Annotated in this window: 16 protein-coding genes and 1 tRNA gene; 7 read left to right on the top strand and 10 right to left on the bottom strand. The window is 74.2% G+C overall.

Annotated elements, in window-relative coordinates:
* Nucleotides 1–2: 2 nt before the first annotated feature.
* A complete protein-coding gene (locus AB0C87_RS22690) occupies nucleotides 3–836 on the bottom strand; it encodes a siderophore-interacting protein (protein ID WP_360579338.1) in 834 nt (277 codons plus the stop codon).
* A gap of 7 nt (nucleotides 837–843) precedes the next feature.
* Entirely contained in the window at nucleotides 844–1,872 is a 1,029-nt protein-coding gene (locus AB0C87_RS22685) for an ABC transporter substrate-binding protein (RefSeq protein WP_360579336.1), read from the bottom strand.
* Between the two features lie 132 nt (nucleotides 1,873–2,004).
* Here AB0C87_RS22685 and AB0C87_RS22680 point away from each other — a divergent pair, with 132 nt between their 5' ends.
* The 5 genes from AB0C87_RS22680 (at nucleotide 2,005) to AB0C87_RS22660 (ending at nucleotide 6,892) form a co-directional block, all read left to right on the top strand.
* Complete coding sequence (locus tag AB0C87_RS22680) at nucleotides 2,005–3,054, top strand: iron chelate uptake ABC transporter family permease subunit (protein ID WP_360579334.1); 1,050 nt, start codon at nucleotides 2,005–2,007, stop codon at nucleotides 3,052–3,054.
* Entirely contained in the window at nucleotides 3,051–4,097 is a 1,047-nt protein-coding gene (locus AB0C87_RS22675) for an iron chelate uptake ABC transporter family permease subunit (RefSeq protein WP_360579332.1), read from the top strand. The genes AB0C87_RS22680 and AB0C87_RS22675 overlap by 4 nt, the downstream gene beginning before the upstream one ends.
* Nucleotides 4,097–4,906, top strand: a complete 810-nt coding sequence (locus AB0C87_RS22670; RefSeq protein ID WP_345174554.1) for an ABC transporter ATP-binding protein — start codon at nucleotides 4,097–4,099, stop codon at nucleotides 4,904–4,906. Before AB0C87_RS22675 ends, AB0C87_RS22670 begins: the two co-directional genes overlap by 1 nt.
* Nucleotides 4,907–4,985: 79 nt before the next feature.
* Nucleotides 4,986–6,455, top strand: a complete 1,470-nt coding sequence (locus tag AB0C87_RS22665) for an MFS transporter (protein ID WP_360579330.1) — start codon at nucleotides 4,986–4,988, stop codon at nucleotides 6,453–6,455.
* A complete protein-coding gene (locus AB0C87_RS22660; protein WP_345174558.1) occupies nucleotides 6,452–6,892 on the top strand; it encodes a MarR family transcriptional regulator in 441 nt (146 codons plus the stop codon). Before AB0C87_RS22665 ends, AB0C87_RS22660 begins: the two co-directional genes overlap by 4 nt.
* Nucleotides 6,893–6,923: 31 nt before the next feature.
* On the opposite strand, the gene AB0C87_RS22655 is transcribed toward AB0C87_RS22660, so the two are convergent.
* The 5 genes from AB0C87_RS22655 to AB0C87_RS22635 are packed head-to-tail and all read right to left on the bottom strand — an operon-like array spanning nucleotide 6,924 to nucleotide 11,793.
* Nucleotides 6,924–8,204: an ABC transporter substrate-binding protein gene (locus tag AB0C87_RS22655; protein WP_360579328.1), complete on the bottom strand. Its 1,281-nt coding sequence runs from the start codon at nucleotides 8,202–8,204 to the stop codon at nucleotides 6,924–6,926.
* The gene (locus tag AB0C87_RS22650; RefSeq protein ID WP_345174562.1) at nucleotides 8,201–9,301 is read right to left on the bottom strand and encodes a branched-chain amino acid ABC transporter permease; all 1,101 of its coding nucleotides are present in this window, start codon (nucleotides 9,299–9,301) and stop codon (nucleotides 8,201–8,203) included. Before AB0C87_RS22650 ends, AB0C87_RS22655 begins: the two co-directional genes overlap by 4 nt.
* A complete protein-coding gene (locus tag AB0C87_RS22645) occupies nucleotides 9,294–10,184 on the bottom strand; it encodes a branched-chain amino acid ABC transporter permease (RefSeq protein ID WP_360579326.1) in 891 nt (296 codons plus the stop codon). Before AB0C87_RS22645 ends, AB0C87_RS22650 begins: the two co-directional genes overlap by 8 nt.
* Nucleotides 10,181–10,996: an ABC transporter ATP-binding protein gene (locus AB0C87_RS22640; protein ID WP_345174567.1), complete on the bottom strand. Its 816-nt coding sequence runs from the start codon at nucleotides 10,994–10,996 to the stop codon at nucleotides 10,181–10,183. The genes AB0C87_RS22645 and AB0C87_RS22640 overlap by 4 nt, the downstream gene beginning before the upstream one ends.
* Entirely contained in the window at nucleotides 10,993–11,793 is an 801-nt protein-coding gene (locus tag AB0C87_RS22635) for an ABC transporter ATP-binding protein (protein ID WP_345174569.1), read from the bottom strand. Before AB0C87_RS22635 ends, AB0C87_RS22640 begins: the two co-directional genes overlap by 4 nt.
* A 183-nt stretch (nucleotides 11,794–11,976) precedes the next feature.
* On the opposite strand from AB0C87_RS22635, the gene AB0C87_RS22630 reads away from it, so the two are divergent.
* The gene (locus AB0C87_RS22630) at nucleotides 11,977–12,714 is read left to right on the top strand and encodes a hypothetical protein (protein ID WP_345174571.1); all 738 of its coding nucleotides are present in this window, start codon (nucleotides 11,977–11,979) and stop codon (nucleotides 12,712–12,714) included.
* Here AB0C87_RS22630 and AB0C87_RS22625 read toward each other — a convergent pair.
* On the bottom strand, nucleotides 12,707–12,997 hold the full coding sequence (locus tag AB0C87_RS22625; protein WP_141577257.1) for an MTH1187 family thiamine-binding protein: 291 nt from the start codon (nucleotides 12,995–12,997) through the stop codon (nucleotides 12,707–12,709). The genes AB0C87_RS22630 and AB0C87_RS22625 overlap by 8 nt on opposite strands.
* Before the next feature lie 15 nt (nucleotides 12,998–13,012).
* Nucleotides 13,013–13,405, bottom strand: coding sequence for a hypothetical protein (locus tag AB0C87_RS22620; RefSeq protein ID WP_185023356.1), 393 nt, complete (start codon nucleotides 13,403–13,405; stop codon nucleotides 13,013–13,015).
* A gap of 63 nt (nucleotides 13,406–13,468) precedes the next feature.
* On the opposite strand from AB0C87_RS22620, the gene AB0C87_RS22615 reads away from it, so the two are divergent.
* Entirely contained in the window at nucleotides 13,469–14,242 is a 774-nt protein-coding gene (locus tag AB0C87_RS22615; RefSeq protein ID WP_345174577.1) for an enoyl-CoA hydratase-related protein, read from the top strand.
* Between the two features lie 50 nt (nucleotides 14,243–14,292).
* Here AB0C87_RS22615 and AB0C87_RS22610 read toward each other — a convergent pair.
* Nucleotides 14,293–14,366: transfer RNA gene (locus AB0C87_RS22610), tRNA-Ile, on the bottom strand.
* Nucleotides 14,367–14,369: the final 3 nt, after the last annotated feature.

Below are 14,369 nucleotides of genomic sequence, written 5' to 3'. Positions count from 1 at the left end.
GCTCACTCCTCGGTGGCGGGGCTGCCGCCGGCGACGACCTCGGCGAGCAGGTCCTCCTCGGTGGCGCCGCGCCGCCAGTAGCCGGTGAAGGTGACGGCGCGGCGGTCCAGGCCGCGCTCGTTCACCAGGTGCCGCCGCAGCGCCTTGACCACGGCGGACTCGCCCGCGATCCACGCGTAGGCGCCGTCCGGGACCGCCGCCGCGCGCACGGCGTCGAGCAGGCCGCCGGGGGTGACCCAGGAGATCCGCGCCTCGGAGGCGGTCGGCAGGTCCTGCCGGTCGCCGGGATCCGGGACGTCGATCCAGACCTGCGCGGGCGTCCCGGCGGGCAGCCAGGCGAGGTTGCCGGCGATGGCGGGCAGCGCGGTCAGGTCGCCCGCCATGACGACGGGGGCGCCGGGCGGCGGCCGGAAGTCGTAGCCGCCGTTGTCGGGGCCGGTCGGGCCGAGGACGGTGACGCGGTCGCCGGGGCCCGCCGCCGCGGCCCAGCGGGCGGCCGGGCCGGACGCGCCGTCCATGTGCAGCGCGAAGTCGACGTCCAGCTCGCCGGGGCGCTTGTCGCGGACGGTGTAGGACCGCATGATGCCGCGCACGGCCGGGTCGAGCGCCCGCCAGTCGGCGAACCACGTGTCGCCGCCGCTGCCGCGCGGCATCACGGGGGCGTCCTGGTGGGGGTGCGGAAGGAAGATCTTGAACCGCTGGTCGCGCCCGCCGGTGACGAAGCCGTCCACGGACGCGCCGCCGAAGGTGATGCGGGCCATGGACGGGCCGAGCCGCTCGGACCGCAGCACGTGCAGGTCGAAGAAGGCGTACGGGTGCGCCGGGGTCTTCGGCATCGCGGCCTCAGCCCGTCTTCTTCGCCGACCGGAGGGACGCGGCGAGCGCTTCGAGGATCGGCGCGCAGCCCTCGTAGGAGAAGCGGGGCTCGGGCTGCCACGCGATGACCTGGTTCGCCTTCACGGCGGGCAGGTCCTTCCACGACGGTTTCGACCCGAGGTCCTTGGGCTGGAGCGCCTGCGTGCGGGAGTCGAGCATGATGACGTCCGCCGTGTACTTGTCGGCGTTCTCCCAGCTCAGCTCCTCGAAGTAGCCGTCCTTGCCCGGCTTCTCCGGGACGATCAGGTCGACGCCGAGCTCCTTGAAGTAGATGAGGTCGGTGTTCTTCCCCGGGCTGGAGGCGTAGAAGAGGTCGGGGCTCGCGGACGCCGCCAGCACCTTCAGCCCCGGCTTCGCCTTGGCCGCCGCGCGCAGCGCCTCGGCGGCCTTGTCGAACCTGGCCTTGGCGGCGGTCACCTTCGCCGACTTCGGGTCGGCGCCGAGCGCGGCGGCGAGGGCGGCGGTGCGCTCGATCGGCTTCGGCAGCGCGACGGCGCCGGTGGAGATGGCGACCGAGTCCGCCAGCGCGAAGATCTTGTCCTTGCTCTCGGCCGGGACGTAGAACAGGTCGCCCGGCACGAACATGTTGTCGACGAGGAGCTCGGGGCGCAGCGCCGCGTACTTCTCGATGTTGAACTCGCCGTAGGCGTTGCCGATGATCTCCAGGCGGTCGACGGGCAGGTTCCCGGCCTGGGGGTCGGGCTTGCCGTCCTTGAGCTTCGTCGGGCCGAACACGCCGACGATCTGGCGGTCCACACCGAAGTCGTAGAGGGCGGCGGCGGTGCCGACGTAGCCGACGACGCGCTGCGGGCGCGCCTTGAGCCGCACGCGGGTGCCGCGGTCGTCGGTGAACGTCCAGGCGCCGCCGCCCGGCGAGGCCGTGCCGCTCGCGTCGTCACCGCCTCCGCACGCGCTGATGAGCGCCCCGAGGGCGAGGGCGCCGCCCGCGCCGAGCAGGCCGCGGCGGGTGAGGTGCTGTGCCCCGATGTTCGACATCTCCGACGTTCTCCCAAATCAAGTTGCATGGCCGGATGGTCGGCCGATGGGAGCTTAGGTTAACCTAACCTAAGATCTTGTCCAGAGTGGGGACCGTCACGTGGTCCCCGGCCGTCCCCCCCGGAGCCCCACGTGTTGACGACGAAGTCGCCGCCGGTCACACCGCCCGCGGAGCCGGCGGCAGCCCGGCGACCGCAGGGCGCGCGATGGGCCGCCGGACTCGTCGGCGCGCTGCTCCTCCTCCTCGCCGCCGTCGTGCTGAGCCTCGGCGTCGGAGCGAAGCCGCTGCCGCCCGGACAGGTGTGGGAGGGGCTGTTCCACGCTGATTCGGCGGCGTACACGCTCGTCCACGAGATGCGCCTGCCGCGCACCCTGCTCGGGCTCCTCGCGGGGACGGCGCTCGGTCTCGCCGGCGCGGTGATGCAGTCGCTCACCCGCAACCCGCTCGCCGACCCCGGCCTTCTCGGCATCAACGCGGGCGCCGCCGCCGCGGTCGTGTCGGCCATCTCCTTCCTCGGCGTCACCTCGTTCACCGGGTTCGTGTGGTTCGCGTTCGCCGGAGCGGGCGCCGTCGCGGTGCTGCTCTACGCGGTCGGGGGCGGGCGCGCCGCCACCCCGGCCCGGCTCGCCCTCGCGGGCTCCGCGCTGAACGCCGCCCTCTTCTCCTACGTGAGCGCGGTGCAGCTGCTCGACACCGCGTCCCTCGACCGGATGCGCTTCTGGACGGTCGGGTCGCTCGCCTCCGCGCAGGGCTACACCGTCGTCCGCGTCGCGCCGTTCGTCCTGGTCGGGCTGGTCGCCGCGCTGCTGCTGGCGCGCCCGCTGAACGCGATGGCGATGGGCGAGGACGCCGCCCGCGCGCTCGGCGCCGACCCGGGACGCGTCCGGATCACCGCGATCGTCACCGTCACCCTGCTGTGCGGCGCGGCGACGGCGGCGTGCGGGCCGATCATCTTCGTGGGGCTGATGGTGCCGCACCTCGTCAGCGCCCTGACCGGGCCCGACCTGCGCCGGCTGATCCCGTTCTGCGCGGTCCTGTCGCCCGCCCTGATGCTCGCGGCGGACGTCTTCGGGCGCGTCGTGGTGCGCCCGTCCGAACTCCAGGTCGGCGTGGTGATGGTCGTGGCCGGGGGGCCGGTCTTCCTCTACTTCGTCCGCCGGGCCGGGAGGTCGCGCTCATGAGCAGGGGGCCGCATTTCGCCGTCGTCCGGACGCCCGCGGTGTCGTTCCGGTTCCGGCCGCGCGCTCTCGCCGTCGCGGCGCTCTGCCTCGCCGTCGCGCTCGGGACGGGCGTGCTCCTCATCGGCAGCGGCGACTTCCCGATCAGCCCCGCCGACGTCGTGCGGACGCTGGCGGGCCGGGGATCGCCCGCCGACTCGGTCATCGTGAACGAGATCCGGCTGCCGCGCGTGGCGGCCGGGCTCGCGGTCGGCGCCGCGCTCGGGCTGGCGGGCGCGATCTTCCAGTCGCTGGTCCGCAACCCCCTCGGCAGCCCCGACATCCTCGGCTTCAGCCAGGGCGCCGCGACCGGCGTCCTCGCCGTGATCGTGCTGACCGGCGCCGGCAGCGTCGCGGTCGCGGCCGGCGCGGCCGGCGGGGGCCTGCTCACCGGCCTGGTCGTGTACCTGGTGGCCGGACGGCACGGCGCGCACGGGCAGCGGCTCATCCTCGTCGGCATCGGCGTCGCCGCGATCCTCACCGGCGTCAACGGCTACCTGATCACCCAGGCGGAGATCACCGACGCGGCCCGCGCCGTGCTGTGGCTGACCGGCAGCCTGGACGGCCGCGACTGGGCGGACGCCGCGCCGGTCATCGCGGCGCTCGCCGTGCTCGGGCCGCTCGTCCTCGCCGGCTGCGGGCGGGCGCTGCGGATGCTGGAGATGGGCGACGACGCGGCGCACGGGCTCGGCGTGCCCATCGAGCGGGTCCGGGTGCTGCTGCTGGCCGCGGCCGTGCTGCTGACGGCGCTCGCCGCGGCGGCGGCCGGGCCGGTGTCGTTCGTCGCGCTGACCGCACCGCAGCTCGCCCGCCGCCTCACCCGGACGGCGGGCCCCAACCTGCTGCCGGCGGCGTGCATGGGCGCGGCGCTGATGGCGGCCGCCGACTGGGCGGCGCAGCGCGGCTTCCCCGGCCACCAGCTCCCGGTCGGCGTGGTGACCGGGCTGCTCGGCGGCGGGTACCTGGTCTGGCTCCTCGTGACCGAACGCAAGACGGGACGGATGTGATGAAGGACGCGACCGCGCGGCTCGCCGGCGCCGGGCTCACCCTGGCCTACGACAAGCGCACCATCGCCGAGGACCTCGACGTGGCGGTCCCGGAGGGCTCGTTCACGGTGATCGTGGGGCCGAACGCGTGCGGCAAGTCGACGCTGCTGCGCGCGCTGGCGCGGATCCTCAGGCCCTCCGCCGGGACGGTCGTGCTGGACGGCCGCCCCATCGCCGACTGGCCCGCCAAGAAGCTCGCGCGCACGCTCGGGCTGCTGCCGCAGTCGTCCATCGCGCCGGAGGGGATCACGGTCGCCGACCTGGTCTCGCGCGGCCGGTACCCGCACCAGAGCCTGCTGCGGCAGTGGTCCAGGGAGGACGAGCGGGTCGTCGCCGAGTCGATGGCCGCGACCGGCGTCGGGGACCTCGCCGACCGGCATGTGGACGAGCTGTCGGGCGGACAGCGGCAGCGGGTCTGGATCGCCATGGTGCTCGCCCAGCAGACGCCGCTGCTGCTGCTGGACGAGCCGACGACCTACCTGGACATCGCGCACCAGATCGAGGTGCTCGACCTGTGCGCGCGGCTGCACGAGGAGGGCCGGACGGTCGTCGCCGTCCTGCATGATCTCAATCACGCCGCCCGCTACGCCACCCACATGATCGCGATGCGGGACGGCCGGATCGCGGCGGAGGGCGACCCGTCCGCCGTCGTCACGGCCGACCTGGTGGAGCAGGTCTTCCGGCTGCCGTGCCGGGTGATCGACTGCCCGGAGACCGGGACCCCGCTGGTCGTCCCGGCGGCCCGCGCCCGCATCGCCGCCCCGCGCTAGCGCCCGCCGCCCGGCGGGGGCACGCCCGGAATCGTTGTAGCCTTCTAATGGTTGTAGGGCTATAACGATTGGAGGCGGCGTGCCCGAACTCAGTCCCCGGCGCCGGATGGCGGTACTGGCCATCTGCTGCCTGAGCCTGCTCATCGTCAGCCTGGACAACACGATCCTGAACGTCGCGCTCCCGTCGCTGCAGCGCGACTTCCACAGCTCGCTGTCGGGCCTCCAGTGGACGATCGACGCGTACCTGATCGTCCTGGCGTCCCTGCTGCTGCTCTCCGGCTCGACCGCCGACAGGATCGGGCGGCGCCGCGTGTTCCAGACGGGGCTCGCGCTCTTCTCCGTCGGGTCGGTGCTGTGCAGCCTCGCGCCGTCGCTCGGCTGGCTCGTCGCCGCCCGGGTGGTGCAGGCGGTCGGCGGGTCGATGCTCAACCCCGTCGCGATGTCGATCATCACGAACGTGTTCACCGGGCCGCGCGAGCGGGCCCGCGCCATCGGCGTCTGGGGCGCCGTCGTCGGGCTCAGCATGGCGATGGGACCGCTGGTCGGGGGAGTGCTGGTCGACTCGGTCGGCTGGCGGTCGATCTTCTGGTTGAACGTGCCGATCGGGCTCGCCGCGCTGGTGCTGACCGCGCTGTTCGTCCCCGAGTCGCGCGCCCCGCGCCCCCGCCGCCCCGATCCGCTCGGCCAGATGTTCATGATCCTGCTGCTCGGGACGCTGACCTACGCGATCATCGAGGCGCCCGGCCGCGGCCTGGCCGACCCCGCCGTCTCCGGCGCCGCGATCGTCGCCGCGGCGTCCCTCGCCGGGTTCGTCGTCCACGCGCTGCGCACCCCCGAGCCGCTGATCGACCTGCGCTTCTTCCGCAGCGTCCCGTTCTCGGGCGCGACGGTCATCGCGGTCAGCGGGTTCGCCGCGCTCGGCGGATTTCTCTTCCTCAACACCCTCTACCTGCAGAACGTGCGCGGGCTGTCGGCGCTGCACGCGGGGCTGTTCCTGCTGCCCATGGCGGCGATGACCGCCGCGTCCGCCCCGCTGTCGGGACGGCTCGTCGGCGGCCGCGGCCCGCGGCTCCCGCTCCAGATCGCGGGGGCGGCGATGCTCGCGAGCGGCCTGCTGTTCGCAGCGTTCGACGCCGAGACCAGCGACGTCACGCTCTTCGCCGCGTACGTGCTTTTCGGTCTCGGGTTCGGCATGCTGAACTCGCCCATCACGAACACCGCCGTGTCGGGCATGCCGCGCGCCCAGGCGGGCGTCGCCGCGGCGGTCGCCTCCACCAGCCGGCAGATCGGGCAGGCGCTCGGCGTCGCGGTGATCGGAGCCGTGCTCGCCGCCGGGACGTCCGCGGCGCACCCCGCCGCGGACGCCTTCGTGTCGGCCGCCCGACCGGCATACTGGATCCTCGCCGGATGCGCCGGCGCCGTCCTGGTGCTCGGCACGGCCACCACGGGCCGGCGGGCCGCCCGCAGCGCGGCGCGCACGGCCGGCCTGTTCGGCGGCGACGAGACGGCGCCGGACGCACGCGATGTGACGGGAGCGAGTGCGCGATGACCGAGCCCGCAGTCCAGCACGCCGACGCCGCCGCGCGGGCGTGGCACAACCTGCGGGTCCTGCTGCACGAGCGCGGCGACCGGCGGCGGGAGGTCACCGACGCGCTCGGCATGAGCTTCTTCCGGGTCAAGGCGCTGCGGTACGTCGCCGCGGCGAGTGCGCCGCTGACGCTGCGCGACCTCGCCGAGAGGCTCCTCACCGACCGCCCCTACGTCACCCTCGTGGTGGACGACCTGGTCGGGCGGGGCCTGGTCGAGCGGACCGAGAACCCCGCCGACCGCCGATCCAAGATCGTGACCGCGACGGCGGCGGGGCGGGCCGCGGCGGCCGAGGCCGAGCGGATCCTGGACACCCCGCCGCCGTCGCTCTACGACCTCCCGGCCGAGGACCTCGCGGTCCTCGACCGGGTCGCGGCGCGCCTGGTCTCCGAAGGCTGACCGCGGGCCGGGCCCCGCGTCCCGGCGATCCTCAGGCCCCCGCCGGGACCTTGTACTTCCCGGCCGCCTCCGACTCCGTGGGCTGCCGCTCGACGACCAGCCCGCCGAGCGCCTTGGCGTCCGTCCGCAGGATGTAGGTCTTGCGGGTCCCGGGCTCGTCCACCTTGGAGAAGTCCATCGGCGTGCCGTAGCCGCCGTCGTGGGCGGTGGTGGACCGGTGCGCGGTGATCAGTCCCTCGCGGGTGAGGTCCTTGGCCGCGCACGCCTTCTTCAGCGCGTCCGCGAAGATGACCGCGCCCGTGTACCCGTTGACGACGGCGCTGTCGCGCGGCTGCCCCGGGTACTTCTTCCCGTAGTCGTCCGCCAGCTTCTTGATCGGCGCCAGGCCGGACGAGATGGGCGCGCCCGCGCTGGCGAGGTAGAAGTCCTTCAGCAGCGCGGGCGCGGCCGCGGTCTGCAGGAGCTGCGGGGAGAACCCGGAGTTGCTCGCCACGATCGGCACCGCCATGCCCTTGGCCCGGGCGAGGCCCGCAAGCGACGCCGACTGCCGGGGCCCGGCGCTCATCAGGATCGCCTTGACGCCCGCGCTCTTCAGCGCCGCGACCTGGGCGGACATGTCGTTGTCGGTCGCCTTGATCTTCTGTTCGACGAGCGTCAGGCCGAGCTCGCCCGCCGCGTACTTCGCCCCGGCGAGCGCGCTCTCGCCGTAGTCGCCCTCGAAGTACACGTGCCCGACCTTGTCGCCCTTGGCGATGCCCTTCTCCCGGGTGAGGAAGTCCAGGGCGTTGATCATGTCGACGTCGTAGGTGGTGCCGGTGACCTGGATGTACCTGCTGCCGAGCAGCGTCGTCGACCAGGCGTTCGGGATGACGAACATCTTGTCGGCCTCGATGCGGCCCTTGAGCGCCGTCACCATCGGCGAGCCGACGAACTGGGCGATGCCGATGACGCTCGACTGCATCTCGCTGTACCCGGCGACGGCCTTCTGCACGTCGTAGCCGTGGTCGCGGACGACCAGCTCGACCTTGCGCCCGCAGACGCCGCCCTGGGCGTTCAGCTGCTCGAAGTACATCCGCTGCGCCTGGGTGAGGCTCTTGCCGAGCGGCGCGTACACGCCGGTCAGGTCGGTCTCGACGCCGACGCGGATCGTGCCGTCGGTGACGCCGGGCCCGGTCTTCACACCGTCCGAACCGGTGCCGCCGGACCCGCCGGACGCCTTGCCGCTGCAGCCCGACGCCATGCCCAGCGGCAGCGCCACGGCAAGCGCGACCACGGCAAGACGCGCCGGGCCGAACCTGGGGATGCGCTTCATATCGCTTGCTCCTCTTGCTCGAATCGGGTGAGGGGACGGGAGGCCCGGCGCCGGGACGCGGCGGTGCGCAGCCGCGTCCACGCCCCGGTCAGGCCGCCGGGGAGGAAGAGCACGACGGCGACGACGGCGGCGCCGTACAGGATCCGGGCGGCCTCGGCGGGGGAGACGCCGCCCGAGCCCGGGGCGGCGACGAGGGGCAGGTCGTCGCCGAAACGGGTGAGGAGCTGGGGCAGGACGGAGACGAACACCGCGCCCGCGACGGCCCCGGCCGCGGTGCCGAGCCCGCCGATGACGATCATGGCGAGGTAGTCCAAGGACAGGAACATGCCGAAGTAGTCGGGGACGGTCCGCCGGAACGCCAGCGCGAGCAGCGCCCCGGCCGCGCCCGCGTACATCGACGACAGCACGAACACGCCGGCCCGGTAGCGGGCCACCGGGACGCCCATGACCGCCGCCGCGACCTCGTGGTCGCGGACGGTGTTGAGGGCCCGCCCCGGCCGTCCGCGCAGGATGCCGCGCGCGATCCACACGGCCGGGACCAGCAGCGCGACGGCGAGGAACCACAGCCGCTCCAGCGCGCCGAGCGGGACGGCGAACACCACCAGCTCCGGGGCGTCGTCGAAGCGGAACCCGGCGATCTCCAGCGGCGGGACGTCCCGGCCGTTGAACCCGCCGGTGACGCTCTCGGCGTTGAACAGCAGGTGCTGCCCGATGAAGATCAGCGCGAGGGAGGCGATGCCGAGGTAGGTGCCGCGCAGCCGTCCGGCGATGGGGCTGAACAGCCCGCCCGCGACGCCCGCGAGCAGGATCGCGCCGAGGAACGCCAGCGGGGTCGGCAGCCCGAGGCCCGCGAGCTTCGGCCCCGAGCCGGACGCCAGGTAGACGTACCCGTACGCGCCGACCGCGAGGAAGAAGGCGTGCCCCATCGACAGCTGCCCGGTGGCGCCGGTCAGCAGGTTCAGGCCGATCGCGCCGACCGCCGCCGACATCGCGAACAGGCCCGTCTGGAGCCAGAACGCGTCGAGGTAGAACGGCAGGGCCAGCAGGACGAGGGTGGACGCGGCGGCGGCCGCGTACCGGATCCGGGCGTCAGACACGCGACAGCTCCCTCGTCCCGAACAGCCCGGCGGGACGCACGAGCAGCACCGCGAGCATCACCAGGAACGGCGCCACGTCGCCGATGCCGCGCCCGAGGAACGCCAGCTCGCCCTGGTAGCCCGTCACGAGCGACTCGGTGAGCCCGACGGCGAGGCCGCCGACGAGCGCGCCCGTCGTGGAGTCGAGGCCGCCGAGGATCGCGGCCGGGAAGGCCTTCATCGCGGCGAACGAGGTGGCGCGGTCGAGGCCGGGGGTGGGGAACACGGTCAGGAACAGCGCCGCCACCGCCGCGAGCGCCCCCGCGATCGCCCACGCGGCGAACGACACGCGGCCCAGCCGGACGCCCATGAGCGCGGCCGTCTCGCCGTCCTCGGCCGCCGCCCGCATCGCCACCCCCCAGGGCGTGAGGCGGAACGCCAGCAGGAACGCGGCGATCAGGACGGCCGCGGTCGCGAACGCGGCGATCCGCGTCTGCGCGATGCCGACGCCCGCGACCTCGACGATCCCGTCGCCCCACGGGTCACCGAGCGACAGGACCCGGGTGCCGATCTCCCGCGTCAGCGCGGTGGTCAGCACGATGTCGACGCCGATCGTGACGATCGCCAGCACGGACCGGTCCTCCACCCGGGCGCGCCGGAGCACCAGCAGCTCCACCAGGGCGCCCGCGGCGGCCGCCGCCGCGACGCCCGCGCCGAGCGCCGGCAGGAACCCGATGTCGTCGTGCAGCACCGCGGTCACGTAGCCGCCCGCCAGCAGCAGCGAGGCGTGCGCGAAGTTGACCACCTCGGTGGCCCTGAAGATGATCACGAAGCCGAGGGCGATCAGCGCGTACACCGACCCCGCCGAGACCCCGTTGACCACCAGCTCGATGAACGTGCTCAAGGATTTCCCTCCGATTCGGGGGCGCCCGCGGGCGCGTGCGCGGCGCCGAGGTAGGCGCGGATCACGGCCGGGTCGCGCTGCACCGCCGCGGGCGCGCCGCCCGCGATGCGCCTGCCGAAGTCCAGGACGGTGACCTCGTCGGCCAGCCGCATGACCATCCCCATGTCGTGCTCGACCAGCAGGACCGAGAGGCCGAGGTCGGCGCGGGCGCGGAAGATGACCTCGGCCATCCGCCGCCGCTCCGCGCCGTTCATCCCGGCCACCGGCTCGTCCAGGAGCAGCAGCCGGGGCTCCATCGCGAGCGCGCGGGCCAGCTCGACCCGCTTGCGCACGCCGTAGGACAGCAGCCCGACGGGCGCGTCGAGGTGCTCGGCGACGCCGACGAACGCGGCGATGTCGCGGACCCGGTCCCGGTGCCGCGCGTCCTCGCGGCGCGCCCGCGGCAGCCGCAGGCCCGCCGACACGAACCCGGCCCGGGTGAGGCGGTGCCGCCCGAGCATGAGGTTGTCCTCGACGGACAGGTGCCGCGACAGCGCGATGTTCTGGAACGTCCGGGCGACGCCGAGGCCCGCGATCCGGTGCGGCGGCAGCGCGGTCAGCTCCGCCCCGCCGAACCGCACGCTGCCCTCGCTCGCCCGGTAGACGCCGGACAGGACGTTGAAGCACGTCGACTTGCCCGCGCCGTTCGGGCCGATGAGCGCGTGGACGCTGCCGGGCTCGACGGAGAAGCCCACGCCGTCCAGCGCGGTCAGCCCCGCGAACCGCACCGTGAGCCCGCTGACGCGCAGCTCGCCCGCCTCCGCGCCGCTCATCTGGCGGACCACCGCTCCAGCGAGGGCCCGTCCCCGGCCTCGGGGGCCGCGGCGTCCGCGCCGCCGACGCCGAGGTAGCGGCGCCTGACCTCGTCGCTCGCCGCCAGCTCCGCCGACGGCCCGCGCAGCGTCACCGCGCCGACCTCCAGCACGTGCGCGGACGACGACAGCTCCAGCGCCAGCGCCGCGTTCTGCTCGATCAGCAGGATCGCCGTGCCCTGCAGGTTGATCTCCCGGACGGTCTCGGCGATGCGCTCGGCCATCATCGGGGCGAGCCCGAGCGTCGGCTCGTCCAGCAGCAGCACGGCCGGGCACGCCATCAGCGCCCGCCCGATCGCGAGCATCTGCTGCTCACCGCCCGACAGGAGCCCCGCCCGCTGGCGCGCCCGCTCCGCCAGCAGCGGGAACAGCGCGAGCACCCGCGCGCGGGCCTTCGCGGCGTCGGACCTGCTCGGCGCGCCGAGCGCGCCCGCCCGCAGGTTCTCCTCGACGCTGAGCCGGCCGAACACCCGGCGGCCCTCCGGGACCTGCACGACCCCGGCCGCCACGACGGTGGCGGGGTGCAGGCCGACCAGGGACCGCTCGCCGAGCCGGACCGTGCCCGCGTCCACCGCGCCGCGGTGGAACGGCAGCGTGCCCGAGATCGCGCGGAGCAGGGTCGTCTTGCCGGCCCCGTTCGCGCCGAGGACGGCCGTGACCGATCCCGCCGGGACGTCCAGCGAGACCTCGCGCAGGGCCCGCACCGCCCGCCCGTAGGTCACCGACAGCCCGCGGACCGCGAGGGTCCCGTTCGCCATGCGCCCCTCCAGAAGTTCGTGTGACCGGCACCCCAGCACGGGGCCCCGACCTGCGTCCACGGGCCGCGGGCAAGACGGGGCGAGGGTCCAATCGAACGTCGTTCGGGTTGTGCGGGGAGCACAGTGCGGGCCGATTCGGGTGAGTGTTCGACCTTCTGGGGGGCCGCGCGCGTATGACCCGTCATGAGGCAGACGGCAGGGAACCGTTCGCGGCGGCGCGCCGCCCTCGCCGGAGCGCTCGCGCTGGCCGCGCTGACGGGCGCCTGCGAGTTCCAACCGGCGGCCGCGGGACCCGGCGCCCGCCCCGCGGCGCAGAGCACCCGGGTCGCGTCCCGCGCGCCCGCCCCGGCCATGTTCGACGAGCGCGGGTTCCGGGAGGACGTCCGCACCGCCGAAACGCTCACCGACGACTTCTGGCGGCGGCACTGGAACCGCCTGTTCACGGGGGAGTACAGCTCACCGCGCGTCGTCGGCCTCTACGACGGACGCGATCCGGCCTCAGCGCCGGTCTGCGGCCGCGAGCGCTTCGAACCCGACAACGCGGCCTACTGCCCCTCCGGGGACTTCGTCGCCTGGGACGCCCACCTGATGCGGTCGGGGTACGCGCGCGGCGACGCGTGGGTCTACCTCGTGATCTCGCACGAGTGGGGCCACGCCGTCCAGAACCGGCTCCGGCGAGGCCTGGTGTCGCCCGCCGCGGAGCTGCAGGCCGACTGCCTCGCGGGCGCCGCCCTCTACGGCTCGTCCGACGACGGCACGCTGCGGTTGGAGGACGGCGACGAGCAGGAGCTGGTGGACGCCTTCGCGGTCATCGGCGACCGGACGCCCTGGACCAGACCCGGCGACCACGGCTCGGCCGTCCAGCGGCTGCGCGCCTTCTCGCGCGGCGGCGAGAACGGCGTGCGGGCCTGCTTCACCTGAGGCGGCGCTCCACCGACTCGACCTTGGCGTCGAGGGCGCCGGTCACGCCGGGGCGGATGTCGGCCTTGACGACCAGGCTCACCCGCGGCGCCCGCGCCGCGACCGCGTCGGTGGCGGCCTTCACCACGGCCATCACCTCGTCCCACTCGCCCTCGATCGTGGTGAACATGGCGTCGGTCCGGTTGGGCAGGCCGCTCGCCCGCACCACCCGGACCGCCTCGGCGACGAGCTCGCCGACCTCCTCGCCCGCGCCGAGCGGGGTGACCGAGAACGCGACGAGCATCGCGCACCTCCATGACTAGGGTTGGACGACCTGCCGTACCACGATCTCATCCAGCCGGCGCTCGACGACCACCCCCACCGGCCAGTCGCGCACGAGGCAGCGCAGCAGGGCCGCCTCGTGCTCGGCGAAGGAGGGGTCGCAGCCCTGCTGTTCGAGGCTGGAGCGGATGGCCAGGACGTAGTCGGCGTCGGTGAAGCCCGGGATCTCGCGGACCATCGCGGTCGTGGTGGCGCGATGGGAGTTGAGCCCGGCGAAGGAGCGGCCGCATCCGCAGCCGCCGTCGGGGTCGTCGCGGTCGCGGGCGCACACCGTCCCGATGTGGACCAGCTCGCCTTCGACGCACCAGTCGAAGTCGTTGCCGCGGAATCCCTGGCTGGAGTTGGTGGCGGTGAGAAGTTTCAAGGCCATGCCCCCCTCGGCTCGTGGACGCCGGACCACCGTACGACGAGGGTCTGACGTAACGTCGGGAACATGAGCGAAGACGACGACGTCCTGCTGCACCGCGACGGTCCCTTCACCACGATCACGATGAACCGGCCCCGCCGCCGCAACGCGCTCTCCCGCGCCTTCCTCCTCCGCCTCACCGAGGCGTTCCGGGAGGTGGGGGACACCGACGCCCTCGGCGTGGTCCTCGCCGCCAACGGTCCGGTCTTCTCCGCCGGGCACGACTTCGCCGACATGGCCGGCGCGTCCCACGCCGACGCCCGCGACCTGCTGCGGGTCTGCACGGACCTGATGCGGACGATCCAGTCCGTCCCGCAGGTGGTGGTGGCCCGCGTGCACGGCCTCGCGACCGCCGCCGGCTGCCAGCTCGTGGCGAGCTGCGACCTCGCCGTCGCCGCGGAGAGCGCGGGCTTCGCCGCGCCCGGCGGCAAGGGCGGCTGGTTCTGCCACACGCCCCTGGTGGCGATCTCCCGCAACGTCGGCCGCAAGCGCGCCGCCGAGATGGCCCTCACCGGCGAGGTCGTCGACGCGGCCACGGCCGCCGAGTGGGGGCTGATCAACTACGCGGTCCCCGACGACGAGCTAGACAAGGCCGTCGACGACCTCCTGCGGCGCGCCACCCAGGGCAGCCCGCGCAGCAAGGCCCTCGGCAAGCAGGCGATGTACGCCCAGTTCGACCGCCCCGAACAGGACGCCTACGCCTACGCGATCGAGGTGATGGCCGCGTCCAGCCAGACTCCGGAGGCGCAGGAGGGGATGGCGGCGTTCCTGGAGAAGCGCCGCCCGGAGTGGCCCGCGTAGGGCCCCGGAAGAGGGCGCGCTCCGCTCCGGGAACGGTGTGCCGCCATGGGTAGGGCGGGCGGGACTCGAACCCGCGACCGGGAGATTATGAGTCTCCTGCTCTGACCAGCTGAGCTACCGCCCCAGG

The sequence above is a fragment of the Actinomadura sp. NPDC048021 genome, assembly GCF_040653135.1.
GTDB classification, from domain to species: Bacteria; Actinomycetota; Actinomycetes; order Streptosporangiales; family Streptosporangiaceae; genus Spirillospora; species Spirillospora verrucosospora.
Note: the sequence above shows the minus strand (reverse complement) of the source record. Positions and strands in the feature narration are given on the sequence as shown.

Excerpts from the sequence above, each read along its gene's own strand:
- AB0C87_RS22690 (WP_360579338.1), bottom strand. The coding sequence starts at position 836 with ATGCCGAAGACCCCGGCGCACCCGTACGCCTTCTTCGACCTGCACGTG.
- AB0C87_RS22685 (WP_360579336.1), bottom strand. The coding sequence starts at position 1,872 with ATGTCGAACATCGGGGCACAGCACCTCACCCGCCGCGGCCTGCTCGGC.
- AB0C87_RS22675 (WP_360579332.1), top strand. The coding sequence starts at position 3,051 with ATGAGCAGGGGGCCGCATTTCGCCGTCGTCCGGACGCCCGCGGTGTCG.
- AB0C87_RS22670 (WP_345174554.1), top strand. The coding sequence starts at position 4,097 with ATGAAGGACGCGACCGCGCGGCTCGCCGGCGCCGGGCTCACCCTGGCC.
- AB0C87_RS22660 (WP_345174558.1), top strand. The coding sequence starts at position 6,452 with ATGACCGAGCCCGCAGTCCAGCACGCCGACGCCGCCGCGCGGGCGTGG.
- AB0C87_RS22655 (WP_360579328.1), bottom strand. The coding sequence starts at position 8,204 with ATGAAGCGCATCCCCAGGTTCGGCCCGGCGCGTCTTGCCGTGGTCGCG.
- AB0C87_RS22640 (WP_345174567.1), bottom strand. The coding sequence starts at position 10,996 with ATGAGCGGCGCGGAGGCGGGCGAGCTGCGCGTCAGCGGGCTCACGGTG.
- AB0C87_RS22635 (WP_345174569.1), bottom strand. The coding sequence starts at position 11,793 with ATGGCGAACGGGACCCTCGCGGTCCGCGGGCTGTCGGTGACCTACGGG.
- AB0C87_RS22630 (WP_345174571.1), top strand. The coding sequence starts at position 11,977 with ATGAGGCAGACGGCAGGGAACCGTTCGCGGCGGCGCGCCGCCCTCGCC.
- AB0C87_RS22625 (WP_141577257.1), bottom strand. The coding sequence starts at position 12,997 with ATGCTCGTCGCGTTCTCGGTCACCCCGCTCGGCGCGGGCGAGGAGGTC.
- AB0C87_RS22620 (WP_185023356.1), bottom strand. The coding sequence starts at position 13,405 with ATGGCCTTGAAACTTCTCACCGCCACCAACTCCAGCCAGGGATTCCGC.
- AB0C87_RS22615 (WP_345174577.1), top strand. The coding sequence starts at position 13,469 with ATGAGCGAAGACGACGACGTCCTGCTGCACCGCGACGGTCCCTTCACC.